The organism is Microcoleus sp. D2_18a_B4, assembly GCF_036702475.1.
Lineage (GTDB): Bacteria > Cyanobacteriota > Cyanobacteriia > Cyanobacteriales > Microcoleaceae > Microcoleus.
In genome coordinates this window covers 14108-38117 of record NZ_JAUBTL010000067.1, presented here as the reverse complement: position 1 = coordinate 38117, position 24010 = coordinate 14108, and the positions used below count along the sequence as shown (strand labels likewise).

Genomic DNA, 24010 nt, shown 5'->3' with positions numbered 1-24010 from the left:
GTCGAGCGGCGTACCGCCCCAAAAGATAAGCTTGTACTGGTAGCAGAAGCACAAGAATTAGGGCTTTATGCCTATGCCAAACACTTCGGTGACTTAAAGTCGGGCATCACCTACAAGCGACTGCTTACCCACTATGAACGCGGCGGACAATTCCCGCCAACACGGCAAGAGCTTAATGATTTGTTGATTGAGTTTTAAATTGCGATCGGTAGGCACGGAAAGTAAAGAAGCTAGAGTCACACTATGCAGATAATGTGACTCTAGCTTTTTGTTTTGCCTTCATTTTTAACAATAGCCGCCAATGATAGGCGGCTAAGCCAGAAAATACACTCAGAAAGACTTACTTGCTTAGATAGTGAACCCAGAACTGGCTATCGTAGGCACAAGTTTTTTGAATCAAGTCGTAGCTGTAGTGTAGATACTCTCCGCTTAAGTCCGTGCGATACCCGGTTTGAAACCACTCACCGTATGGATCGTGTACCAAAAACCCCTTGTCATCGTACCCTACTAACACAATAATGTGGCCAGGCCCGGTAAAGTACCCGTGAACAATACAAGGATTACCGCTCTTTAAGTGTTGTTTGCAGCCGTCAAATGTACCGCGCACAGTGAAATCATCTCTGATACCGTACCTGCGCGCTACTTGCGCTAAATCTTCGGGATAGTGCTTGTTCAACCCTTTGTCGGACATATATTGATAAAGTTCATCCTCAAGCTGAATATTTTTATTTTCCCTAACCATTCCTCCAAACGTACTTACAAGGCCTACTTCGTAATACTCTAAACACATCGCTAAGCTGGTTACATTACAAGTCGAATAAGGCTCAAACTTGTTGTCTAACTGCATCTTGTAAGGAACACTTAAGCGTACACTGTTCCTCGTGGATTTTAATTTGTCATTCATATTTATTTAACCAAGTGAGTGTGCACAGTCAATTTATTGTAACTTTTGTTAATAATTATTGTAACTTTTCGAGAACAAAAAAAATAAATTAACTACACAATAAAAACATGAACAAAACCGAACCTTGAAAATGAAATAATGGGTCAACGAAAATCGAAGTACAAAAATATTAAAGTGTACTTCGATCCGACTACGACTACGGCATATTGGGACGGTGACTTTGTTACCCGTGAGTTTAGGCTTGTCAAGTCTCTAACATCTGCAACAGTTTTAAAGCGCTGTTATCGATTTGACTCGATGCACGAATACTATTGTTACCGCATCGTTCAGGCTAAACTACCGTCCGAATACGCCATTTTGAGGCAAGTAAACTTTTTGGTAATACCTAAGACCGATTTAGGCTCCGAAGTTACTTACCGTGCAGATTTGGTGGTTGTACGCTCTTTTCTCGGAGAGGATACTGTAAGGTATTGGGCAATGCAACGTGAATACCTCCCTTTTGACTTTTTAGTAATAGAGCCAAAAGGTGTCCTCACGGACAGCGCAAGAATTAAGCACTTAGCATTGTGTGACAAAGGCAAAATCACTGCTCAACAGATACTTTTTGTGGCTAGCAACGTTGCTAACCTAAACTTACCAAGCGAGGTAAAGTCATCTTTGTTTCATTTGCCAGTAAGGTTAGAAGAAAAAATTGAGTTAATTTTTGGAGATTTTGAATGATGAAAGTCGAAACTACCCCGTGGTATGAGACAAGAAGCCTTATCTCGCCACGGATTGAGATGCTACAAGAAGAAGGGATGATTTTGTACAAAAAGTCATTCTTAAAAAGTGAGAGTCCTAAAACCGCAAATCTTAAGCCAAGATTTGTCCACTACGATGCTAACTACATCAGTTATTGCTTTCTTAAAGAGTTTTATCAACTTTTGTTTGATGGAGCTAAAAAGCAAGAATTTAGCGCTAGTGACCTAGTTGGATTACTTGCTGAAGTCACCGAAGATTTTCTCGATGACTGTTCAAGTCACACCTTGGAAGAGGAAGACGCTAAGCATCTTTTTCAGGTATTTTGTCAAACCAGCCTATTTGGCTAGACCTTCATTTTTAACAATAGCCGCCTACAGTTGGCGGCTATTCCCAGAAATGCACACCTACTCACCAAAAAAAAAGAAGCACCTATGACTATCAATTTCTACGAAGGCAAGGAAAATAAACCGAACCGACTGTTTATTCAACCCGATCGAGTAACGATGTACGATCGCATAATACTTACCGAGGCCTACTACGCCGTTGATGATAAAGCAGCCCATTTTTACGGTTTGCTACACAGTGAGTCAGTTGGGATAGAAAACTCAAAAGATAGAGCCTGGAAAGTTGACTCCCAAAAAGTCTTAGTGAGTTGTTACAAAAGCAAAAAACCTACTTGGAATAATGAAACAAGGAAATTTGAGGACAAGGAAGTAGAACTAAGTGAAAATTACCTTTACGGGTTTGCTAAAGACGCTCTAAAAAACATCGAAACAGATTGTGTGTCAGCAGTTATCGCACCCTATGTTAATCCTCAATTTTTGGAAGAAATCAAGAAACCTAGTCTAGACGAAACAACAGTAGCTTATTGGGAGGCGAGAGTCAAAAACACAATTGTCGTCACACCTTTGTCGGCCACTACCTTGACAGATGTCGATAAAGGAGTGTTAACGGCTATCGCCTCTAGCACTAGCAGCTTTAGCGGTGGCAAGAGCTATCAGAAAGTAGAGACTGAGGCTGAAAAATTAGAAGCGCGTTTTGAGTTTCTTAGACGGCATCTTGGACGGGACTATTCGTCTATCACCACATTGTACGAATTGGGCGTCTTGTTAGCCCATACCTCTAGTGACGCTGACTCCGTTAGCGACCAACTAGCGCTCGCTAAATCTATCGATTTAATTACAAGGATGTGGCAAAATGAGTAGTAAGGATTTACCCGAAGAAATAAGGCAAGCTTTACTTAATCCAACAGAAGAGGGTGAACCCGTTAGCGATGAGTTAGACATCGGAAAGTACGCAAGACTTAAAAGGCTGAAGCAAGACGATAGCAACAAGACTCCGATTGAAGGTGAAACGATAGGGAAAAAGCTTCAAAACCTTTTTCGGATAACAATATCAATCCCTAATCCCGATATTGCTTACCCATTACTAGCCGCTTATGCGAGTGTACCGAGCGTACTATCTGAAATACTTCCCATACTTGAATTAAGGGGGGAACCAGGTTCGGGAAAGTCGGAGTGTATCAAAATATTCTCTCGCGTAACAGGCAGTATCCTCAACGCTCGTTCAACGGCTGCGAGTATCAAGAATGATATCAACCAAATCAGATGGGTTGACCCGTCAACTTTCTCAGTTGAGAAAAATTGCTTCTATTTACTCGATAACGCCGATAGCGAGTTTTTTGCGGAACGAGACGTACTAACGGCACTTCTCAACGGGTACGACCGTTACACGGACAAGCAGAGTATTAGCAACGGGAAAGGACAGAATATACCTTTTTACGTGTTCTGTCCAAAAGTTTTCACGACTGTTTGGAGAATTTCCAGCCCCGAAGTACGGCGACGACTAATAACTATCAAGTTCAAGCCGAAACAGAGCTTAGACCAATTGATTAACCCTGATAGTTTGGCTATTAACTCTCTAAAAAAAGAGTTAAGCAATTATTGGAACACTCCCTCCAACTGGGAATTGCACCATGAATGCCAGTGCAAAGTAAAAAGCAGCTTTCCAGTTAGCTACCCTAAGCAGTCTTGGAAACTTGTTTCCGACGTTGTTGTTGCCGGTCTCTGTACAGGTGTTTGGAGTGAGCTCGATGAAGCCTTTGGTTTTTTCGAGAACTACTTTGAATTTAGAAAAAAGTCAAAGGAGGGCATTTACGAAGTAATTCTTGCTGAGACTTTAAGCGAGCTGTCGGGTATCCCGATGGCAGAGTGGGAGTTAAGCCCTAATTCAATACTGATTGAAGTAGACCCGAAAGACTTAAAGCAGAGGATGGACACTTACGTGGAGACCGGGCTTATCCCACGAATAAAACCGGAACAGCTACAGCTTGATATTCGGGCGTTGGGTTGGGCCGTGGCAGGCAAAAAAGGAAAGTACACCTATGTATTTGTCAAAAAATGAGAACCAAAAAGTTAGACATGGAATGGGTGCAAGAAGTAGAGAAGTTGGTTAAGTCTGTCGAATTCTCCGAAACATTTTACAAGTCCCGTCGCATGCTAGAAGAGCTTAACTGTTTAATCCCCACTACTCACATGAGGTTTCTTAAGCTAAATCTCAGTTTAGCGGTTGACCTACTTGAGACGTGTCGAAAACAAGCATTCAGGGTAGCTCAATTTCGGCGACGGGACTGGTTAGACTAAGCTTTCGTTTTGAACAATAGCCGCCTATCATTGGCGGCTATTCCCAGAAATACACTCAAAGAGACTAGGAAGCCCGATGAACTACAACGATAAAGGATACTCTCAAGTAGATAAATGTTACGACACCTTGTCTGATGTTTCGGCTGACACAAGGGAGGCAATTGAAAGTATTAAGCTAGCACAACAAAAAGTACGCGAGGCTTTGATTGCAATCACTACCTTAAAAAGGCAAGGCGACACCCCTATTTCCTTTGTGAGTAATGTCACGATCATAGACGTTCATCGCAACCTACTGTTCCTTGACCTGTTACTTAGTCAAACTTTTGGGGTGTGTCGAACCGACACTTTCGGGGAGCTACTAGAGTTAACAAATTTCGAGTCAAGCGAGCATGAATGGTAAAAAATGAAATTCACGCCCGGTTGCCACCGGAATTAATGGAGCAACTAAATGGCTTTGTGTTAAGCCGCAATCTCCCGACACTCTCTCACGGTGTCAGATGGTTGATTGATATTGCCTTAAAAGATGTGCGTGATGAACTTGAATTAGAAAAGCGGAATATCTCTGTTATTCAATTAATTGAGCAAGAGTATCGAGTGCTTTTTTCCCGGTGTCGAGATGAATACGACACAGAGGACGGTCAACTGTACTGGTTTTGGTTTGACAGTGAAGTCGAAAGTTCATGGGTTTTTTGTGCTGACTCTCCTAACAATTGGTGCCCAAAAAAGCGATTCAAAACACAAGATGACGCTATTAGGGATTGCTTGAGAGAAAAGTCGTCAAAACAATTAGATGAGGCAACAGTAGATACCGCGAAAGTCTCACTAAGTTTTTCCTCAACAGAAACAGAGATTGAAAACATTATCGATTGGTAAGGGAGTTTAAGCTCATGACAAATCAAGAATTAAAGCGACATCAAGTCAAAATCTAGCAATTAAGTAAATATTGCCGTCCGAAATTGACGTTAAACTAACTTTTGTTTTGCTCAAACTACTCAAACAAAACCAATGGAAAAATTACCTACCTTTCATAGTGAGAAGCATGAATTTACTTATTTTGCGATTTGTACGATGAAAAATACAATGGCTATTCAAGCTATTGAACGGCACTTAAACACTGTTGCAGAGATGTTTAACGAGCTAATCGATAGGGGTTTAACAAGTGTTGACTTAGAGACTTTTAAGACTCAGTTTCTGAGTGAACTAGAAACTGCGCTTGCCGAAGTCATAGATACTACCGAGGTACATGACACTGATGACACTGATGAAAAAGTTAGGCTCGATACTGCCGAAATTCAATTGCAAATACTAAGTGAGAAAGTGGCCAAACTCCAATCGGTTGTTGGTAGCAAAAAGTTCGACAAATCGAATAATGTTTTCGACTTGCTGATTTAAGTCCATTTCCACAAGTAGCCGCCTACAGTTGGCGGCTATTCTCAGAAATACACTAGAAAACAATGAAAATTAATCCCAAAAGTTTGACTAATCTAAAACCCGGTGCAAACAAGAAGGGTACTGGCGCGGTACGTGTGACGTTAACCCTTAAGCCGGAAACAGTTAAGCTACTTCGTGTGACGGGTAATATGAGTAAGGCTGTAGACAAGTTTATCGAACTAATTAAACAGGGATGCGTGCAACACGACGGAATGCTCAACCCGATACCGTCCCGATCGGAAACCGAAAACTTACAATCACAAGATGCACACAGCGTGACTGATGCAATCGCACTCCCGCGCCAGGAACCTAAGCCAACCTATTGGACAGAGGTACTCACTCGACACGAGATGATAGAGCGTGGTTTTAGTGCTTACAAGCTCGACAAAATGCCTTTTGGTACGGCACTACGAGACGGGTACGGCAGATCGTGGTGGAAGGAAACAATTGATAAAGGGAACGAGAATTTACGCCCCCTAGGAAGCCGTGCAAACACGGTTTGGTGTCGGTAGGCAAAAAGTGCTAAGTTGAAAATGATTTTTTATTGATTGTCTCCCGTTCACCTCCACTAGAGGTAGCGGGCTTTTTTGTCTTCATTTCTAAAAGTTGCCGCCTACAGTAGGCGGCTACTTGTAGGAATGCACACTAAAGCACAGGCTCACCCGTGCACCCTAACCCGATCGCAATTTTTGCCCTAAATCCCAAAAAGTAAAATTTAAAATGGCAATTACCATCGAAAAACCCGATTTTGTGCTGAGACATCAGACACAATCGCAAATATCGCTATCCTACCGCTGTCTAGAATTTATCTAGAGAATATTCACTCTCAATTAAGCTAGCTCAACGTCTGAAACAACGCAAACACGTTAAGTCGCTAGAAAGTGTCTAGAAACTAGAACGAGAGAGGCTGAAACTATTGGTTTTAGGTAAATTGTTTAAACTCAAAGAAGTCTACGATCTTTTGCCGCTAAGCTGGTTCCAAGTCAAGCAGCGCCTGGAAAACCTCGACAAAGACATCATCAGCATCAGCGAATACGCCACCATCTGCGCCAAAGAAAACATCTTTGAAGAAACCGACCAAACCCAACTAATCGACCTGCTGCACAACCTGGGCATTGTCCTCAACTTCCGCGAACACCCCATCCTGCAATCCACCAACATCCTCAATCCCCACTGGGTGACAGAAGGCATCTATGCCCTCCTCAGCGACGACGCACTCAAAGTCAAAACCAAAGGCATTCTCACCTACGCCGACCTCAGCCGCATCCTCGACTCAAATAAATATCCCAGCCACCGCTACCACTGCCTCACCGGGTTGATGGGCGAATTTGAACTCTGCTTCCCCGTCAGCCATTGTCCCGCGCCGACTTTCCTCATCCCCGGCATCTTGCCCAAAGAACAACCGCAAAACACCGAACTCCAAGGCGAAACGCTGGAATTTCAATATCACTACCGCATCCTCCCCGACAGCATCCTCTCGCGCTTCATCGTCCTCATGCACGAGAAAATCCACAACTGCACCCACTGGCGGACGGGGGTTATGCTGGAGTACAGGGAAGGCGCTGAGGTGTACAACATCGCCCGGATTAAATCTGACCCGGAAGATAAGAAAATCTTTATTGCCGTTAGCGGGCGGGAATCGACGCGGCGTTCTTTCCTCAGCATGATTCGCGATACGTTTACCAAAATCCACAATTCTTTTGCCAATCTGGAAATCAGTCAATGGGTGCCGGTTCCCGGTTATCCCGATGCCGATCCGCTGGATTATGATGAATTGCTAGGGCTGGAGGATATGGGCGAGAATACAGTGCGTGTCGGCAAACTTAAACTCAAACTCGATTTGCGGCAGTTGTTGGATGGGTATGAGTCGATCGAACTTCGGCGCAGAAACCAAATGGGGGGCGAAGAAATGGAAAAATCTTATGGAAGAGAATATCAAGACATTGTAGATATCGCTAAACTAGCCGTTAGTAGACCCATCACTAATAAAGCAAAAGCAAAAGTGACTCAAAATACTCCCCAAAACAACAACTTCCCAGGCGCACAAATCGGCAGCGTCGCTATCGCTAACGAAGTAAAAGACAGCGCCCAACAAACAGCCTCTGGCGGCATTCAAATCAATAACGCCAATACCGCTGAACTTCTGCAACTAATTTCATCGATGCGTCAAACCGCAGATCAGTTTCCCGAAGACATCCGCGATGAGATAATTATCGATATTGAAGATGTCGAAACCGAAATCAAGAAACCGGAGAACCAATGGGATAAAACCAGATTAAAGAAAAGCTTAAAAGGGATTGTAGCGACGACTGCTGCGATCGGAGTTGGTATCTCAGGTGCTGTTGACTTTGCTCACAAGGCGATCGATTTAGGCGAGAAAGTGGGTATCCAAATCCAGCTACCGTCAGGACGCTAAATCATTTAAAATTAAAATGAGTGGGGCGATTATCACCCCACTCATTCCAAAAACCTCGGTGTTATCATGCGTAAAATTGTACTATTCATTGCATCTAGTCTGGACGGTTATATCGCCCGATCGAATGGCGATATTGACTGGCTGTTTACAGACCAAAATTACGGTTATAGTAACTTCTTAGATAGCATCGATACGGTTCTCATAGGTCGAAAAACTTATGAACAAGTTCTAACTTTTGGCGAGTATCCGTACCAGGAAAAAAAGAGTTATGTTTTTACGAAAAATCTAGATTTTCAAGCTACTTCGGATGTCGAAGTGGTAACAGATTTAGAGAGTTTTGTCAATGATTTGCGCTTGCTTGAGGGCAAGAATATTTGGTTGGTGGGAGGTTCTCTGCTGATTCGCGATTTCCTGAATCAAAATTTTGTTAACGAAGTGATTCTCTCGGTGCACCCGATTATTTTAGGCGATGGAATTCCTTTATTTACTAATCCCATAAATACTACAGCTTTGCAGTTAACTGGATGTCAGACATACAGTTCTGGTATGGTTCAGCTATCTTACGATGTCGTCACTTGAGGGCGCGCCCAATTGCTAAGTCGCTGGCACAATACTGTCAGTTGATTATCAAAATAAGTTGGCAATGGAAAAATTAATCAAATATCGGCAAATTGTGCAGCAAATGTTACTGGAGTACGGCAAGCGCAAACCTGCTCACGGAGACATTGAAGTCGAGACAATTCTTGATACAGAACGAGATCATTACCAAATCTTTTATGTGGGCTGGGACAAGCAGACTAGGGTGCATCACTGTAGCATTCACATTGATATCAAGGGCGGGAAAATTTGGCTTCAATGGAATTCCACTGAAGATGATATTGCTGAAGATTTAGTAATAGCCGGAGTTCCCAAAGAGGATATTGTTTGGGGATTTCAGCCGCCGTTTATGCGGAAGTATACGGGTTATGCAGTAGAATAGATAAGAGATATAAAAGCTGTATTGTACATAAATGGCTGCTAGAGATTTATTTTACGATGCTGTAAAAAAAGGTAATTGTGGAATGGAAAGAGTAGAGCATTACCGCCAGTGTATCCGAAAATTGCTAACTCAACAAGCAACGCTAGAAAAGCCTAATCCAGACGTTGAATGCCAGCTTGTTTTTGATTGGGAACATGACCACTATCAGTTACTCGATGTTGGCTGGGAGGGACTAAAGCGGATATACAACTGTTTCATTCATTTGGATATCAAGGATGGCAAAATTTGGATTCAGCGCAATATGACAGAAGTGGATATTGCACGGGAATTTGTGGAGATGGGAGTGTCTGAGGAGGATATTGTGTTGGGGTTGCATCCACCTTACAAGCGTCCGCATACTGGGTTCGGAGTAGCGTAAAGGAAAAGGCGATCGCAGATGATGAAATGTGTTTGCTACTTTTTGTTATTAATATTTTTTTTCTGGATCGCGCTTCCTGCTGACGCCTCTGTATGCCGCAATTACCAAGGACGCGAGATTTGCATTGTCGATATCAAACGCAGTGCTAAAAACTATTGGGAATACAGGGTAATTCTGAATGTTGATGGAGTTAAACAGCCTCTGGAAATCTACAATTGCCGCGATCGCACTACAGTTAAAAAAGATGGAACTGTTTTGGCGTTCGGACAAAACAACCCTGGCGAAATCGTCTGCCGTTTTTTTAAGAAATAGCATATTTGTGACGGGCTAGAAGCCCATCCCACTCATTGTTTGATTGATTTAACTGGTTCCAAGGCAGAGCCTTGGAACCCATATAAGCGAGGCTCTGCCTCGGCTGGGAAGATGGAGGCAGAGCCTCCGGATCTGCGTTACCAGGCAGGAGCCTGGTAACGAGTAGATAGTGAAGCCATCACGGAGTCTGCGATTGCTTGGCGTATAGGTCGCAATGACAGTTACAGCGGTGTGCGGTGTACATCATACGGTTAGAACTTGTGGTCTACTGCTGAAACGCAGCGTTCGCAAATTAGCGGATGTTCGATCGACTCGCTGACGTGAGTCGAGTAATTCCAGCAACGATCGCACTTTTCCCCGTCTGCTTTCACTACACCAATCGCCAATTCGGGAGACTGATAACTGTACGGCAATTCCTGCAGGATTGCATTCGATTCTACCAGTTCCACTTCCGAAGTAATGAACAAATACCGCAGTTCGTCTACACCGTTCCCGGTCATTGTAGAATCGTGCCCTACAGCTATTTCAGCAGGAATTTCTGGCTTGGGTTCGATCGCAACTAATTCTGCTTGCGGGATTTCGGGTGTTTCTACAAACACTTTTTCGGCTGGGGCTGTTTGTGCGATCGCCTGTGTTTCGACAAGCACAAGCGCTGCTTCTACTGGCGGTGCGAGGACGATCGCCTTTGTTTCTGCAAGCACGATCGCGGTTGTCTGGCCCAGCACATCTGCTGTCAGCAAATCAATTTGTAGTGCAATTTCTTGACGGTTGGCCGCAAACAGCAAGTGACGGAAAGCAAACCAGATTGTAAATAAGATGCCGATGACTTCAAAGAGGCCTCCCAACATCGGAATCTGATTCATCGTATCCAAAATCGCCAGCGTTACTCTGCCCGTTACTAACACAGAGGCTAACAGCCCAAGTGTTACCCAAACTTGTTGGTATTCTGTAAAAAAGTTGCCCGCATATTCAGGCAAATTAGCCACAAACTCGGCGGCTCGATCTAAGATTTGCCCAGAATCTGAAGCCGACAGTTCAGGGACAGAATACTCTACTATCTGAGAAGATCGATCGCCCTTTTCTGCGATCGTTTCCGCCTCAACATAAATTTTGTTTTCTGTCAAGACTTTGGCAACTTTGGCCGCTTGTTCTTCCTGTTTATCTTGTGCTGCTTTTGCTTTCTCCTGTGCCGCTAACTCTATCACTGAATTTTGCGATCGCACATAATCCACCAAATCTTCGCTGCTGGGATTCAAAGCTTGCAATTGCTGTCTTTTTTCCACATCGGGAACATACACCAAAACCTTAGCTTCCAAAGAAGAGCCGATCGCCTTTTCAATCCGGGCTTTTTCCAAAACCTTGTTAACTTCGCCGCGCACTTGTCGCAAATACTGCCAGCGAGTAGCCAATTCTGGATTGTGCCACGAAGCATCAATTTGCACCCAGCCGGCTTCAAACACGGACTTGTAAGGAGTCGGATAGGGAAGGTACTGCCAAATATCCTCAGCCATGTGACACAAAACAGGTGCGATCGCCCTTGCTAAATTCTCCACAGCAATTGCAATCACCGTCTGACAACTGCGGCGGCGACGGGTATCTGTCGCGCTGATGTAAAGTCTATCTTTGGCAATATCCAAGTAAAAATTAGACAAATCCACCGTGCAGAAATTCTGCACAGTTTGGAAGAATCGGGAAAATTGGAAGCTTTCAAAAGCATCTTGGACTTCCGCAAATACTTCGCCCATTCTGTGCAGCATATAGCGGTCCAGTTCCGGCAATTCCTCGTAAGCAACGGCATCTTTTGCCGGATCGAAGTCGTGCAAATTGCCCAGCAAAAACTTAGCTGTATTGCGAATTTTGCGGTAAACATCTGACTGCTGTTTGAGAATGTTTTTGCCCAACGGCACGTCTGCCGAGTAGTCTACCGAAGACACCCACAACCGCAAAACATCGGCTCCATATTCCTTAATTACTGACGCCGGATCGACGACATTGCCTTCAGATTTGCTCATCTTCCGGCCTTTTTCATCTAGCACAAAACCGTGAGTCAAAACTGTTTTGTAAGGAGCAACGCCGTTAGTTGCTACACTGGTAAGCAAGCTCGATTGAAACCAGCCGCGATGCTGGTCTGAACCTTCCAAATAGATATCAGCAGGATAGTTTAATTCGGATCGACCTTGGGCAACTGCGGCCCAGGAAGAACCAGAGTCAAACCACACATCCATCGTGTCTGTACCTTTGCGGTAAGTGCGGCCGTTATTGCGGTAAGATTCCGGCAGCAATTCGGCGATCGACAATTCCCACCAAGCATCGGAACCTTTCTCGGCAAAAAGGGCTTGCACATGGGCGATCGTTTCTTCATTTAACAACGGTTCGTTGTTTTCTTCGTCGTAGAATACGGGAATGGGAACGCCCCAAGTCCGCTGGCGAGAAATACACCAATCCGATCGATCGCCCACCATTGCAGTAATCCGATTTTCCCCTTGGGCGGGAATCCAATTCACACCGGCGATCGCTTTTAAGGCTTCATCGCGGAACCCTTCAACGGATGCAAACCACTGTTCCGTCGCCCGAAAAATGGTCGGCTTTTTCGTGCGCCAATCGTAAGGATAAGAGTGAGCGTAACTTTCCTCTTTAATCAAACAATTTGCTTCGGCAAGGGCATCAATCACTGCGGCATTGCCGTTTCCGAGGACATTTAAACCTGCGAACTGTCCCGCTTCTGCGGTGAAATTTCCGTTCTCATCTACGGGCGTTAAAACTGGTAAACCGCAGCGTTTTCCTACTATAAAGTCTTCTTGTCCGTGGCCGGGTGCAGTGTGCACCAATCCCGTCCCCGAATCAGCAGTAATGTAGTCACCGCCGGCAACAATTGGACTTTCGCGATCGAACAGCGGGTGTTTGTAGATGCAACCTTCTAATTCTTTGCCTTTGAAGGTAGCAAGTATTTTTAATTCAGTGTTAAAAGTTGCCGACAGCCGATCGACCGCATCGACAGCTACTAACATAAATTGTTGTGCGATGTGGGAATTTGCCGGCGGTTCCACCACCGCATAAGTCAGTTCGGGATTAACTGCGATCGCCAAGTTTGCCGGAATTGTCCAGGGAGTAGTCGTCCAAATCGCCGCCCAGAGACTCGGCATATAGCGCTGTAGGGGCGGTGCCCCCGTGCCCGCCTTCTTCGACTGCAAAGATTTTGACAATTTTTTGACATGAAACCCGACGTAGATGCTGCGCGACGTGTGGCCTTCGGGATATTCCAATTCGGCTTCGGCGAGGGCTGTTTTCGAGCTCGGACTCCAGTGAACAGGTTTGAAGCCTCGGTAGATGTAGCCTTTGAGCACCATTTGACCGAAAACGCCGATTTGAGCGGCTTCGTATTCGGGTTTTAGGGTTAAATACGGGTGTTCCCAGTCGCCCCAAACGCCGTAGCGCTGGAAGGATTCGCGCTGCTGTTCCATTGTTTGCTGCGCGAAGGTGGCGGCTTTGCGGCGGAGTTCGATCGGCGTAAGATTTAGCCGCTCCTCCGATTTCATGTTCTGCAATACTTTAAGTTCGATCGGCAATCCGTGACAATCCCAACCGGGAACGTACCGGACTTTTTTGCCGCGCAGCATTTGGTAGCGGTTGATAAAGTCTTTGAGGATTTTGTTGAGGGCGTGGCCGATGTGAAGTTGTCCGTTGGCGTAGGGTGGCCCGTCGTGGAGGATGAACAAGTCGCCTGGGTTATTTTCCGAAAGCCGATCGTAGATTTCTTGATCTGCCCAAAATTGTTGCAATTCTGGTTCCCGTTTGACGGCGTTGGCGCGCATATCAAACTTGGTTTTGGGCAGGTTTACCGTGTCTTTGTAAGATTTAGCTTCCATTTTTGACAAACTTTTTATGTAGTTAGTTGTTAGTAGTTAGCGGTTATTTGAAAGATGATATCAAGTTCGGTTAAATAATCATAAAAAAACTCGGTAAGTGGGAAACGAGCGCGGCTTTAGCCCGCTCGTGGAAAACGGCGCGGCGATTTCAATCGCCTTGAATCCCCTTTCGGGGTTGGAGAGGGAATTTAATCAACCTCTCCAGTGAGGTATGGTTGCCTCAATCTCCCTTTCGGGGTAAGGTTCGCTTCGCCAATGTTATAAAGGCTTGTCACGCTTACAGCACTGTCTCAGTGACTTTAAGACTGTTTAACTGTAAACAACAGAGCGGAAAACTAGCAACGTATTCTCCGGTGTTATGACCTAAATAACGTAGTCAGTGAAGACTTAGGCTGGTCAGTACAGCTTGCGAGAGATATCTCTTACAAGCTCAGTGGCTTTAGCCCTGAGTTACTGACAATTAAGTTTGTAGTGACAACTTTAGTCATCTCTCGTCATTGAAGAGCTGACAACTAGATATTCTAGTATAAGCGATCGACCGCACATTAGATCGAACCAAATCCATAGAGATATCTCTCTTCTCTTCCTCTGCGCCCTCTGCGGTTAAATCATTCCTAAACCGAGGTAGCGCTACTCAGTCAGCCAACTGAACATTTCACCCACGGTGAGATTGAAGGATTCGGCAAAGGTTGGAACGGGGATGCGATCGCCCGGTTCTTCAAAAACTGCTATGGTGCGATCGGCAAAATAGACAAATACCAGTTCTTCTTCCGGGTCAATCAACCAGCCCATCTGGGTTCCGTGGCCGAGACTGTGGAGAATGTTGCGGACGACTTTAGTTTGACTTTGGTCAGGGGAAAGAATTTCGATTGTCCAGTCGGGGGCGATGGCGAAAGTGTTGGCTACTTCGCCGTTTTCGTCGCGGGGAATGCGTTCCCAGGTAAAGACTGCTAGATCGGGTACAGTCGATCGACCGCCAAAGGTACAGCGCAATTCTGGATAGGCGCGGGCGATGCGTTGCGGTTTGAGTACCCGGTGAATGTCAGCAGCCAAATCGCTTTGAATTGTGCTGTGTTTTCCTTGGGGCATAGGTTTCTGGATAATCTGACCATCGATGAATTCGCTGGCGGGTTTGGTTTCCGACAGTTGGAGAAATTCATCGAGAGTCAAAGGTTTAGAAGCGGTTTGAACCATTATTTTTATTTGATTTAAGTTTAATTTGTATTAGTTAAGCGATCGGGCGTTTAATTTATACTCACATTTTGCACCCTTGTTAAGAACAGGCAAGATGCCTATTCCACAAAAAAGCATAAATTTGCTTGTGGGATTCTCCGTGAAAGAAAACACACCCCAGTCCTTCTAAGAAACTCAAGTGAGATCGCGGTCTAACTCGTTTGACGGCGAGTCCGACAGGGATTGAAATCCCTGTCTCATAGCGCAAGTCCTCTGCAAGAGGACTGAGGAGGTTGATTAACGTGAAATGCGAAACTCAACATCAAGTTAAATTGAGACTTGCAGTCGCTTTTATGCAAAACTCAACATCGAATTGAATTTAAACTTGCAGTCCGACAGGGATTGAAATCCCTGTCTCATAGCGAAAGTCCTCTGCAAGAGGACTGAGGAGGTTGATTAACGTGCAATGCGAAACTCAACATCAAGTTAAATTGAGACTTGCAGTCGGTTTTATGCGAAACTCAACATCGAATTGAATTTAAACTTGCAGTCGGTTTTAACCGACTTTCGCTATGAGACAGGGAATTCATTCCCTGTCGGACTGTGGGAATGTCGGACTGTGGGAATGTCGGACTGTGGGAATGTCGGACTGTGGGAATGTCGGACTGTGGGAATGTCGGATTGTCGGAATGTCGGAATGTCGGACTGTCGGAATGTCCGACTGTCGGACTGTCGGACTGGGACAAGCAATAAACGCTTAAAGAAACAGTCCCAACCCGCGGCTAACGGCATTTCCCATACGATCGCACAATGACGCGGCCGGCACTCCATGTCCTTCCTGTTCCCATTTTTCCACGAGTTGGCGGCCCAGGGGCGTGAGGCGAAAACTGTCGGTAATCCCTTGTCCGTCTACTTCCCGCCGCAACACGCCGACTTGGATCAGCCACAGTAGGGAGTTTTCGGCTACGAGTTCGGATACGGGCGATCGAGTGTAGCCGCTTTCGACACCGGAATTTGAGGCGATCGCAGTTAGGAAAACACTGTTATCGCGGATTGTCTGAAAGAAGTGTAATTGAAAATGGCTGCACCGGACCGCGCGATCGGCTCTTTTTACGGTGCGATCGGGATAACTAATAGATTTAAACGCTTCAGATGGAATAAAAGTCATTCAAAAAGCCTCTGAACAGGTACTATATTTTTAATTGTTACAGATATCCGAGCGGGCTGATTCACCCTATCGATCCTAATTTTACACTTATTATGACCGATACACTAAATAATATCAACAGGTTTGTTGAATACGTCCGTACTTTGAATGGAGACGAAAAAGGCGAGGCACAGGTATTCTGCGATCGCCTGTTTCAAGCCTTCGGTCATCTAGGCTACAAGGAAGCGGGAGCCGAACTAGAATTTCGAGTAAAGGCGAAAGGCAAAACTACGAAATTTGCCGATTTGCTGTGGCGGCCCAGGTTGTTGCTGGAGATGAAAAAACGGGGCGAAAAACTGGAAAAACACTATCAACAAGCCTTTGAATATTGGCTGGAGCTAGTGCCGCAACGTCCCAAATATGTGGTTCTTTGCAACTTTGATGAATTTTGGATTTATGACTTCGATTTGCAACTGCGGGAACCGGTAGACCGCGTAAATCTGGAAGAGTTACCCGCTCGCTTCACAGCCTTAAACTTTCTTTTCCCCGAAAATCGCCAGCCTTTATTCAATAACAACCAAATTGATGTAACGCGAACTGCCGCTGACAAAGTTGCTCTAGTTTTCAATCGGTTAGTAGAGCGCGGCGAAAAAGTAGAAACGGCTCAAAGGTTTATCCTTCAGTGTGTAGTAGCATTGTTTGCTGAAGATATCGATTTGTTGCCACGCGGTTTATTCACCGAGTTTTTAGGTGATTGCCAGATGAACCGAGTTAGTTCCTACGATTTAATTGGGGGATTGTTTCGGCAAATGGGGAGCGATCGCCCCGCACCTAAAGACAGTCGCTATCGGGATGTATCCTATTTTAATGGCGGTATCTTCTCAGTTGTTGAACCGATCGCCCTGACTCGCAGCGAAATCGATCTGCTATTACAGGCAGCAAAGGAACGGTGGTCAAAGGTAGAACCTGCGATTTTTGGCGCGTTGTTTGAGTCCAGTATGGGCAAAGAGGAACGTCATGCGTTGGGAGCGCACTATACCAGCGAGGCAGATATTCAAAAAGTGGTTTTGCCTACGATTATCCGCCCGTGGCGAGAACGGATTGAAGCTGCGAAGACGCTGAAAGATTTGTTGGCACTGCGGCAAGAATTACTTGATTTCAAAGTTCTCGACCCAGCTTGCGGCAGCGGTAATTTTCTCTATGTTGCTTATCGGGAACTGAAGCGGTTAGAGGCACAATTGCTAACCAAAATTCATGAAAATTTCTCTCGTGCTGCTAATGCGATAGGTACGATGTCGCTGGTGAAGACAAGCCAGTTTTACGGCATTGACATCAAACCCTTTGCCGTGGAATTGGCAAAAGTGACGCTGATGCTTGCCAAAAAGTTAGCCTTAGATGAAGAAAACCAGTTGCTCAATGTCGTACAAATGAACCTGCCACTGGAACTTGATCGGGCATTACCTTTGGATAATCTAGATCGCAATATCCGCTTTGATGATGCTCTATTTTGCGACTGGACAAAGGCAGACGCAATTATTGGCAATCCGCCGTACCAGTCGAAAAATAAAATGCAGCAGGAATATGGAGCCGTTTATGTGCGTCGAGTCCGGGCAAAATATCCCGGAGTACCTGGACGGGCAGATTTCTGTGTCTATTGGTTTCGCCGCGCCCATGACGAACTGAAACCCAATGGACGCGCCGGACTTGTAGGCACAAATACCATCCGACAAAACTATTCCCGTGAAGGCGGTTTAGATTACATTGTGGGCAATGGTGGCACGATTACCGAAGCGGTTTCTACTCAAGTTTGGTCTGGCGATGCCGTTGTTCATGTTTCTATTGCCAATTGGATTAAAGGCGAACAACCGGGCAAAAAGAAACTATTTACTCAAGTTGGAGATGATAAAAATAGTCCTTGGGAAATTGCCGAACTGGATACAATCAATTCCGCTTTGTCTACAAAACTTGATGTAACTCAAGCTAAAAAGTTATTAATTAATGCTAATTCAGAAGCTTGCTATCAAGGACAAACACATGGACATGAAGGCTTTTTGTTAACTCAAGAGCAAGCTAGAGCAATGTCAAGAGATCCCTTGACTCAATCTGTAATACACCCTTACTTAATTGGGGGCCAGCCACAACAAAAAACCGATCTTCTCGGTCATCCTCAGAGTCTTCCGTCTCGATATGTAATAAATCTGAATCATTGTCAAGATATTTTCTCTGTGATGAAGCACGGTAAGGCTTTTGAACATATTCAACGATACGTTTTCCCAGCAATACAAGCCAACGCTGAAAAAGAGAAGCAAGAAACTGATAAAGACACGGGGCCGCGTCAATCCCATTTCTGTCATTGGTGGAAATTCTGGAGAGATCGTTCTGAAATGATGGATAAAATTTCTCAAATGCCTCGATACATGGCTTGTGCGAGAGTAACTAAACGTCCAATCTTTGAGTTTATTAGTAGTAAGATTCATCCTAATGATGCTCTGCAAGTATTTACTTTAAGTGATGATTACTCTTTTGGAATTCTTCAATCTAATATTCACTGGGCATGGTTTACGGCTCGTTGTTCAACTCTGACAGCACGATTTCGCTACACTTCTGATACTGTTTTTGATTCCTTCCCTTTTCCCCAGTCGCCCACATTAGCACAGGCTAAAAAAGTGGCAGCAGCAGCGGTGAATTTGCGACAGTTGCGGCGCAAAGTGATGACAGAAAATCAGTGGAGTTTGCGAGAACTCTATCGCACTTTGGATGTACCCGGAGACAATCCTCTCCGCAAAGCTCAAGCAGAACTCGATGCCGCTGTGCGAGAAGCTTACGGGATGAAAGCTAAAGACGATCCGTTGCAGTTTCTATTAGAATTAAATTTTGAGGTAGCCGATCGAGAAACTAAGAGCTTACCCGTTGTCGCTCCGGGTTTGCCGCCTGTTGTAAAAAATGCCAGTGAATTCATGACAGACGATTGCGTGAGAATGCCGCAGTAAGAAAGAGTGCTTTTAAAGATGGAAGGTTTTTAGCCATAAACTTTTCTTAGTTCATAAGTGTCTGAGGCTTCCGCATCTTCTAAAGTTAGAAACTCGTGTAACTCATTAATAGAAAGAGGGCTGAGATAAACATCAGACTCTGATTCATATACTTCGGAAAATGACTCAATAGCTTGTTTAAGTTGATCAATAGATTTTTATCGAGTATTGCCTTGTCCCACCAATCCATTTTCTAAACACAGAGAGACCCAACGCTCAGCACTTTTTATGAGAATAACAGTGTAGAAATCAATCATATTCTGTTGGGTAAATTAAACAGGGCTCTTATACATATCGCCGGCTGTATACTATAAAGTAAGGACAAGCGTCATGTCCGATTGCGGTAACACCCGGACATGACGACTACTCCAAATGTTGAAATAGCCAACAAGGGAGCATATTAATTATGTCACAACCTCGGTATGATGACGAAAAAAACGAGACGCGCCATGCAGCCACAAGCGAAGAGGCTTGCATTAATATGGAAGAAAAATACGGTTGGCCGCTGAAAAATATAGAAGAGACTGGCAATTCTATTTTGAGCGTAGATTGCATTTTTGAGGGAAATTGCGAGTTTCCGCCCTCGCCAATGGACTTGAGTCAAGGTGATTACCTGAAGGAGAGAAAACAAGATGCGTAAATACATTATTTTCCGCGCCGACAAAGGTGAACTGGAAAAATACCGATCGCTCACCGAAACAAAAGTAGGAGAAAGCTTTTACCGAGTAGCTAATGCTGGATCGGTTAAGTCATTGATTTGGACAATAGCCGAGCATTATGACTCTAGCGGCAAGCCATCCCCAGCACCGGGCTATCGTTTAACTGAAAGCGTTATTGTCGAAAGTGCGATCGCCCCAATGTTTCCCACTGCATCAACTCATTTCAGAGACAGCGGCTGGGAAGTTGTGAAAGTTCACGAATACACTCCTGAAATTCCAGCTCCCTATGGCGCAGAATTTGACTCAATTTGTATTTGCTATTGCGCTTACAAACCAATAGAAAATGCTCCTCTCAAGCAATACGAGCGATCGCCAGTCACCCTTGATTCATTCGGAGGCGATCGACCAGCTTACGATCGCTGGCTAGAGTCCCAAAAACAAACGGCTGAAGTTTAATTAAATAATTTGCGGGTGTCTACCAACTGAGTAGACACCGCAGTCTTTCCATCAGTCCGCGCAGGCGGACTTCGTATGACAAGAAGCGATTTCAATCGCCGATTGATACCAATTTCAATCGCCAAAGCACAAAATCAATTAAAATACATTTATAAATCGCAAGAAAAACAAAACTATGACATTACCAGTTGGGTGCGCTGCCCCTCAGTTTACCGCCAAAGACACCAACGGCAACACAGTCTCGCTCTCCGAATTCGCAGGTAAAACCGTAATCTTGTATTTCTACCCCAAAGATGACACCCCCGGCTGCACCAGACAAGCCCAAAGCTTCAAAGCAGCTTATGAAGAATACAAAGGCAAAGATATAGTAGTTCTCGGTGTCAGCCGCGACAACGAGGAATCGCACCAAAAGTTCACAGAAAAATACGGTTTGCCTTTCCAGCTATTAGCAGATGTTGATGGCACGATTACCAAAGCTTACGATGTCGAGAAAGGCGATTATGCCAAGCGCGTTACTTTCGTCATCGACGGCACCGGCAAAATCATTCAGGTTTATGAAGGGGAAACCATGAAAGTTGACACTCACGCTCAAGATATTCTCGTCACCATAGTTTAGTCGAATTTTAGCCGATCGCACTAACCTTCCTGGACGCACCAAACGGCTAAAAACCCGGTTTCTTCCTAGATGCCTCGTTGCTATAGGCAATATTCTTCTAGGAACCGGGTTTTTTTCGTAACTCCTGACTCAGCAAGTGAGGGGTCAAGGGTACAGGGGAAACAACCTACTCGAATTAAATTCCTTCCCTTAAAACTTGCACCACAAATCCGCTCAACCAGGCATATATTCGGTTAAGGTGCTTATTGTACGCCTAAAGTTAGATTTGTGGCGCAACTCCCGCCAATAATTAAAAACTTATACTGTAAAAGGCATTAACCGCCCGTAGGCTGAATCTAGGGGCGATTTTGTCCTGGTTCGAGTCATTGTGTTTGATAAAATCAGAAGTTATCCTTGCTTTAGCTGAATAATTAAGTAGATAGGGGGATATATAATGACAAGCAGCAAAATTATTTTGAGTTACTTAGGCCCGCGAGAAATTGAGGTCAATAGGGCCGCTGTGTTACTTGGCACTTTTGACACAAATCTAGTGGCAGCGATTTCAGCAACAGAAGGCTCAAATGCCCTGAATGTCGGGAGAAATCTCTCTAGAGGCATTTGGAACATCAGTTTAGAAAAAGGATTCCTTAGCGCAGGAACTCGCACATTGCTGGTGAGGGCAAGTGATAAGACGGGCCAAGTTATCGGTCAACAAACAATTAACATCAAAGTTAATCCGGCTTCTGGGTCGCCCGCTCAATTTTTGACGTTAATTACTCTCAGAGATACCGCATTCAAAGTCGGAACATTGCCCGCCAGCAATCTTAACAACCTGCAAAAAGCGGAAATACCAGCAGGTAAAATTTATCAAATTAGGGACTACGAGTTAGAAGATGGACATCTGAATGTTCAACTAAATAATCCAATTACTCCGGTCGGAACCTCTGGCTTTTTCTACGAAAAACACGTACTTATAACCAAAGGCGCAAAAATTCTCATATTCGATCGCGCTGAGTTGCCGACCCCGCCGCGTGGAATGCAGTTACTGTGGGTGATCAAAAAGACATGGTTAAAGTTAACCCCCGCAGATTCTGCAACTTTAGGAGCAACTCAGAAATTACAATTGAACGCAGGAGAAACTTTCAATATTCTCGGCTACGCTTGCGTGGAAAACCATTTCCGAGTCGCTTTTGATCGGGCAGTTCCTAACTTAGGAACTTCGGGATTTGTGTACTGGCAGCACGTCCAAATTTTGCGAGACGGGAGGGGCATTGAGTATGATATAAATGCAGTTACGATGACAATCATCAAAACGACTGTGTTTAAAAAGCGCCCGGTAAATGCGGCTAGCCTGCCACCCGAAGAAAAAATTACCTTGCCGGCGGGAATGATTTACGGAATTGCCGGATTCTCGATCGAACAAAGCCACATTAAAGTCTCGCTGACCGAGAATTTGCCGCAATTTGGCAATACGGGTTTCATTTATCCCGATTTTGTGCAATTCAGCCGCGGTGGCAAATCTTTCAATCCCGCTCCGAATTTAACTTATCAAGGGCCGTCAGAAGTTTTGGTAAATCAGCCGATCGTCCTTCGGGGTACTTTTGATCGGCAACAAGCAGCAAAAATTGAGGTGATAGCTGAGGATAAATTTCCCCTAAGCGTCACCCTAAACCAAGAGACCAGCACTTGGCAAGTTAATTTGTCTAAAGGATTTAGCGTAGCGGGAGCTCGGTGGCTCAGGTTGCGGGCAACTGACAGCAAAGGCAACGTTACTGGCAGCCAAATAATTTACATTGCCGTAACTTCCGATCCGCTAACTGTCGGACGAGGTTTGACCTTAAAGATACTTTCTGACACTTTGTTTAAGGTAGCTCCCCTTGATTCTTCCCGGCTCAACAATCAGCAAAAAGTTTTTGTCAAAGCAGGCCAGACTTTGGCCGTTAGCAAATACGGATTTATTGACGGGCATCTCAAGGTGGTTGTGGATTCAGCAATTTCACCGATCGGCACTTTTGGCTATTTTTATGAACCCGACGTTCAGTTGGCCAAAGGTACTCAAATCCTGAGATTTGACCTTGCTGACGTACCGAATAGCAACGTCAGCGCTCAACTTTTGGTAACTCAAACAACTCAGATTAAAGCTAAACCCGAAGATTCATCGAAACTGCCTGCCGATCAAATGGCTGACCTACTTTTAGGCACTACCTATGCCATTACTGGTTATGCCTGCATTTTGGGGCATTTCCGAGTAACTCTCGCCGAATCTATTCCCGGTTTCGGCAATATCGGATTTATTTATTGGCAGGACGTTAAAATTAAAAAAGACGGCAAAGAGGTTCCCTTTGACCCCGATGCTTTGACGATGACAATCCTGCAAGCAACTGTCTTTAAAAAGCGGCCGGTAGATTCTGCTAACCTGAGCAGTACCGAGAAAACTACGCTGCCTTTAGGTCGAGTTTACGGCGTGAACAGCTACGGTGCGGAAGGATCTCACCTGAAAGTTTCCCTGACTGAAGAACTGCCGAATTTTGGCAATACAGGTTATGTTTTTCCTAGTTTTGTTCAGTTCAAGCGGGGAGATAAAATTTTCGATCCGGTTCCGAACAATGTGGAATTGAACGTGCCGTATTTTTCGCAGCGGGACAATCCGCGTTTTGACTGGTCTACTTGCAACGTAACTTCGATCGCGATGGTATTTTATTACTACGGCGTTCGTTCTCAGTGGGGCGGACAGTTGGAGGATGAGTTGTTGCAGTGGTGTTTCGACTATGCCGGCCAGGGTTCTCAAACCGATCACAGCGTGCTTTCGGCGCTGATTCAGGCTTACGGGTTTAAGACGAGTTTTAGTACGACTCGCACGTGGGCCTCGGTGCGATCGGAATTGCTGAATCGGCGGCCAGTAGTTTTAGCAGGAGATTTTACTGCGGCCGGTCATATTCTGACTGTAATTGGCTACAATTCTCAGGGTTATATCGTGCAAGATCCTTGGGGAAATGCACTCACTGGTTACAGCGATACTGAGGGGAGAAAGTTGATGTATCCCTACAGTTATGTCAATCAAGTTGCTGGGCCAGATGGGAATGTTTGGGCGCATTTTATCTCTCGCTAATCTACTCTAGTTTTGGCAATTTGTGAGGCACTACGGCTATTAGTAAGGTGTGCATCTCATATTTGTAAAAACACTTATTCTGGCTCCTTCCTTCTGACTCTTTCCTCCTGCCTGCTGCCTTCTGCCTCCTGCC

The 24010-nt window shown here is 44.9% G+C and carries 24 protein-coding genes; 20 read left to right on the top strand and 4 right to left on the bottom strand.

The genetic code is table 11. The features are described 5' to 3' along the window. Window positions 1–198: hypothetical protein (locus QUB04_RS27750; protein ID WP_333289438.1), on the top strand; the 198-nt coding region annotated here is incomplete at its 5' end. A 142-nt stretch (window positions 199–340) separates the two neighbouring features. Here QUB04_RS27750 and QUB04_RS27745 read toward each other — a convergent pair. Then, window positions 341–904: a C39 family peptidase gene (locus QUB04_RS27745; RefSeq protein ID WP_333289436.1), complete on the bottom strand. Its 564-nt coding sequence runs from the start codon at window positions 902–904 to the stop codon at window positions 341–343. A 138-nt stretch (window positions 905–1042) separates the two neighbouring features. On the opposite strand from QUB04_RS27745, the gene QUB04_RS27740 reads away from it, so the two are divergent. The 13 genes from QUB04_RS27740 to QUB04_RS27680 all read left to right on the top strand — a co-directional run bounded on the left by QUB04_RS27740 (window position 1043) and on the right by QUB04_RS27680 (window position 9843). Next, a complete protein-coding gene (locus QUB04_RS27740; protein ID WP_333289434.1) occupies window positions 1043–1624 on the top strand; it encodes a hypothetical protein in 582 nt (193 codons plus the stop codon). Further along, window positions 1621–1992 carry a hypothetical protein gene (locus tag QUB04_RS27735; protein WP_333289432.1) on the top strand — a complete coding sequence of 124 codons (372 nt, stop codon included), beginning with the start codon at window positions 1621–1623 and terminating at the stop codon, window positions 1990–1992. The genes QUB04_RS27740 and QUB04_RS27735 overlap by 4 nt, the downstream gene beginning before the upstream one ends. A gap of 84 nt (window positions 1993–2076) precedes the next feature. Beyond that, on the top strand, window positions 2077–2850 hold the full coding sequence (locus QUB04_RS27730; RefSeq protein ID WP_333289429.1) for a hypothetical protein: 774 nt from the start codon (window positions 2077–2079) through the stop codon (window positions 2848–2850). After that, complete coding sequence (locus tag QUB04_RS27725; RefSeq protein ID WP_333289427.1) at window positions 2843–4048, top strand: hypothetical protein; 1206 nt, start codon at window positions 2843–2845, stop codon at window positions 4046–4048. Before QUB04_RS27730 ends, QUB04_RS27725 begins: the two co-directional genes overlap by 8 nt. A 315-nt stretch (window positions 4049–4363) precedes the next feature. Next, the gene (locus tag QUB04_RS27720; protein ID WP_333289425.1) at window positions 4364–4687 is read left to right on the top strand and encodes a hypothetical protein; all 324 of its coding nucleotides are present in this window, start codon (window positions 4364–4366) and stop codon (window positions 4685–4687) included. Next, a complete protein-coding gene (locus tag QUB04_RS27715; protein WP_333289423.1) occupies window positions 4681–5160 on the top strand; it encodes a hypothetical protein in 480 nt (159 codons plus the stop codon). The genes QUB04_RS27720 and QUB04_RS27715 overlap by 7 nt, the downstream gene beginning before the upstream one ends. Before the next feature lie 132 nt (window positions 5161–5292). Beyond that, on the top strand, window positions 5293–5679 hold the full coding sequence (locus QUB04_RS27710) for a hypothetical protein (protein ID WP_333289421.1): 387 nt from the start codon (window positions 5293–5295) through the stop codon (window positions 5677–5679). Between the two features lie 62 nt (window positions 5680–5741). Continuing rightward, a complete protein-coding gene (locus QUB04_RS27705) occupies window positions 5742–6230 on the top strand; it encodes a hypothetical protein (RefSeq protein ID WP_333289419.1) in 489 nt (162 codons plus the stop codon). 419 nt (window positions 6231–6649) lie between these two features. Continuing rightward, a complete protein-coding gene (locus QUB04_RS27700; RefSeq protein WP_333289416.1) occupies window positions 6650–8134 on the top strand; it encodes a COR domain-containing protein in 1485 nt (494 codons plus the stop codon). 66 nt (window positions 8135–8200) lie between these two features. Beyond that, window positions 8201–8713, top strand: coding sequence for a dihydrofolate reductase family protein (locus QUB04_RS27695; RefSeq protein ID WP_333289414.1), 513 nt, complete (start codon window positions 8201–8203; stop codon window positions 8711–8713). A gap of 64 nt (window positions 8714–8777) precedes the next feature. Next, the gene (locus QUB04_RS27690) at window positions 8778–9113 is read left to right on the top strand and encodes a XisI protein (RefSeq protein WP_333289413.1); all 336 of its coding nucleotides are present in this window, start codon (window positions 8778–8780) and stop codon (window positions 9111–9113) included. A gap of 82 nt (window positions 9114–9195) precedes the next feature. After that, the gene (locus QUB04_RS27685; protein ID WP_333289440.1) at window positions 9196–9531 is read left to right on the top strand and encodes a XisI protein; all 336 of its coding nucleotides are present in this window, start codon (window positions 9196–9198) and stop codon (window positions 9529–9531) included. A gap of 42 nt (window positions 9532–9573) precedes the next feature. Next, the gene (locus QUB04_RS27680; RefSeq protein ID WP_333289411.1) at window positions 9574–9843 is read left to right on the top strand and encodes a hypothetical protein; all 270 of its coding nucleotides are present in this window, start codon (window positions 9574–9576) and stop codon (window positions 9841–9843) included. A gap of 251 nt (window positions 9844–10094) precedes the next feature. Here QUB04_RS27680 and ileS read toward each other — a convergent pair whose 3' ends face one another. Further along, entirely contained in the window at window positions 10095–13709 is a 3615-nt protein-coding gene (ileS, locus tag QUB04_RS27675) for an isoleucine--tRNA ligase (protein ID WP_333289409.1), read from the bottom strand. A 630-nt stretch (window positions 13710–14339) separates the two neighbouring features. Beyond that, the gene (locus tag QUB04_RS27670; RefSeq protein ID WP_333289406.1) at window positions 14340–14903 is read right to left on the bottom strand and encodes a Uma2 family endonuclease; all 564 of its coding nucleotides are present in this window, start codon (window positions 14901–14903) and stop codon (window positions 14340–14342) included. A 551-nt stretch (window positions 14904–15454) separates the two neighbouring features. Here QUB04_RS27670 and QUB04_RS27665 point away from each other — a divergent pair. Further along, window positions 15455–15643 (top strand): hypothetical protein, encoded by a 189-nt coding sequence (locus QUB04_RS27665; RefSeq protein ID WP_333289404.1) that lies wholly within the window; start codon window positions 15455–15457, stop codon window positions 15641–15643. Here the strand turns inward: QUB04_RS27665 and QUB04_RS27660 are convergent. After that, window positions 15640–16050 (bottom strand): Npun_F0494 family protein, encoded by a 411-nt coding sequence (locus QUB04_RS27660; RefSeq protein ID WP_333289402.1) that lies wholly within the window; start codon window positions 16048–16050, stop codon window positions 15640–15642. The genes QUB04_RS27665 and QUB04_RS27660 overlap by 4 nt on opposite strands. Before the next feature lie 92 nt (window positions 16051–16142). Between QUB04_RS27660 and QUB04_RS27655 the strand changes: the two genes are divergently transcribed. The 5 genes from QUB04_RS27655 to QUB04_RS27635 all read left to right on the top strand — a co-directional run bounded on the left by QUB04_RS27655 (window position 16143) and on the right by QUB04_RS27635 (window position 23877). Beyond that, a complete protein-coding gene (locus QUB04_RS27655) occupies window positions 16143–19019 on the top strand; it encodes a DNA methyltransferase (protein ID WP_333289400.1) in 2877 nt (958 codons plus the stop codon). 445 nt (window positions 19020–19464) lie between these two features. After that, complete coding sequence (locus QUB04_RS27650) at window positions 19465–19698, top strand: hypothetical protein (RefSeq protein WP_333289398.1); 234 nt, start codon at window positions 19465–19467, stop codon at window positions 19696–19698. Further along, the gene (locus tag QUB04_RS27645) at window positions 19691–20173 is read left to right on the top strand and encodes a hypothetical protein (RefSeq protein WP_333289395.1); all 483 of its coding nucleotides are present in this window, start codon (window positions 19691–19693) and stop codon (window positions 20171–20173) included. The genes QUB04_RS27650 and QUB04_RS27645 overlap by 8 nt, the downstream gene beginning before the upstream one ends. A gap of 175 nt (window positions 20174–20348) precedes the next feature. Next, entirely contained in the window at window positions 20349–20789 is a 441-nt protein-coding gene (locus QUB04_RS27640; RefSeq protein WP_333289393.1) for a peroxiredoxin, read from the top strand. A gap of 433 nt (window positions 20790–21222) precedes the next feature. Continuing rightward, entirely contained in the window at window positions 21223–23877 is a 2655-nt protein-coding gene (locus tag QUB04_RS27635) for a C39 family peptidase (protein WP_333289391.1), read from the top strand. The last annotated feature ends 133 nt before the right edge of the window (window positions 23878–24010 follow it).

Bases quoted from the DNA above. Each gene is read 5' to 3' on its own strand.
- QUB04_RS27685 (WP_333289440.1), top strand. From the start codon at position 9,196: ATGGAAAGAGTAGAGCATTACCGCCAGTGTATCCGAAAATTGCTAACT.
- QUB04_RS27655 (WP_333289400.1), top strand. From the start codon at position 16,143: ATGACCGATACACTAAATAATATCAACAGGTTTGTTGAATACGTCCGT.
- QUB04_RS27720 (WP_333289425.1), top strand. From the start codon at position 4,364: ATGAACTACAACGATAAAGGATACTCTCAAGTAGATAAATGTTACGAC.
- QUB04_RS27735 (WP_333289432.1), top strand. From the start codon at position 1,621: ATGATGAAAGTCGAAACTACCCCGTGGTATGAGACAAGAAGCCTTATC.
- QUB04_RS27695 (WP_333289414.1), top strand. From the start codon at position 8,201: ATGCGTAAAATTGTACTATTCATTGCATCTAGTCTGGACGGTTATATC.
- QUB04_RS27660 (WP_333289402.1), bottom strand. From the start codon at position 16,050: ATGACTTTTATTCCATCTGAAGCGTTTAAATCTATTAGTTATCCCGAT.
- QUB04_RS27635 (WP_333289391.1), top strand. From the start codon at position 21,223: ATGACAAGCAGCAAAATTATTTTGAGTTACTTAGGCCCGCGAGAAATT.
- QUB04_RS27725 (WP_333289427.1), top strand. From the start codon at position 2,843: ATGAGTAGTAAGGATTTACCCGAAGAAATAAGGCAAGCTTTACTTAAT.
- QUB04_RS27710 (WP_333289421.1), top strand. From the start codon at position 5,293: ATGGAAAAATTACCTACCTTTCATAGTGAGAAGCATGAATTTACTTAT.
- QUB04_RS27730 (WP_333289429.1), top strand. From the start codon at position 2,077: ATGACTATCAATTTCTACGAAGGCAAGGAAAATAAACCGAACCGACTG.
- QUB04_RS27715 (WP_333289423.1), top strand. From the start codon at position 4,681: ATGGTAAAAAATGAAATTCACGCCCGGTTGCCACCGGAATTAATGGAG.
- QUB04_RS27665 (WP_333289404.1), top strand. From the start codon at position 15,455: ATGAGACAGGGAATTCATTCCCTGTCGGACTGTGGGAATGTCGGACTG.
- QUB04_RS27745 (WP_333289436.1), bottom strand. From the start codon at position 904: ATGAATGACAAATTAAAATCCACGAGGAACAGTGTACGCTTAAGTGTT.
- QUB04_RS27670 (WP_333289406.1), bottom strand. From the start codon at position 14,903: ATGGTTCAAACCGCTTCTAAACCTTTGACTCTCGATGAATTTCTCCAA.
- QUB04_RS27690 (WP_333289413.1), top strand. From the start codon at position 8,778: ATGGAAAAATTAATCAAATATCGGCAAATTGTGCAGCAAATGTTACTG.
- QUB04_RS27640 (WP_333289393.1), top strand. From the start codon at position 20,349: ATGACATTACCAGTTGGGTGCGCTGCCCCTCAGTTTACCGCCAAAGAC.
- ileS (WP_333289409.1), bottom strand. From the start codon at position 13,709: ATGGAAGCTAAATCTTACAAAGACACGGTAAACCTGCCCAAAACCAAG.
- QUB04_RS27705 (WP_333289419.1), top strand. From the start codon at position 5,742: ATGAAAATTAATCCCAAAAGTTTGACTAATCTAAAACCCGGTGCAAAC.
- QUB04_RS27645 (WP_333289395.1), top strand. From the start codon at position 19,691: ATGCGTAAATACATTATTTTCCGCGCCGACAAAGGTGAACTGGAAAAA.
- QUB04_RS27740 (WP_333289434.1), top strand. From the start codon at position 1,043: ATGGGTCAACGAAAATCGAAGTACAAAAATATTAAAGTGTACTTCGAT.
- QUB04_RS27650 (WP_333289398.1), top strand. From the start codon at position 19,465: ATGTCACAACCTCGGTATGATGACGAAAAAAACGAGACGCGCCATGCA.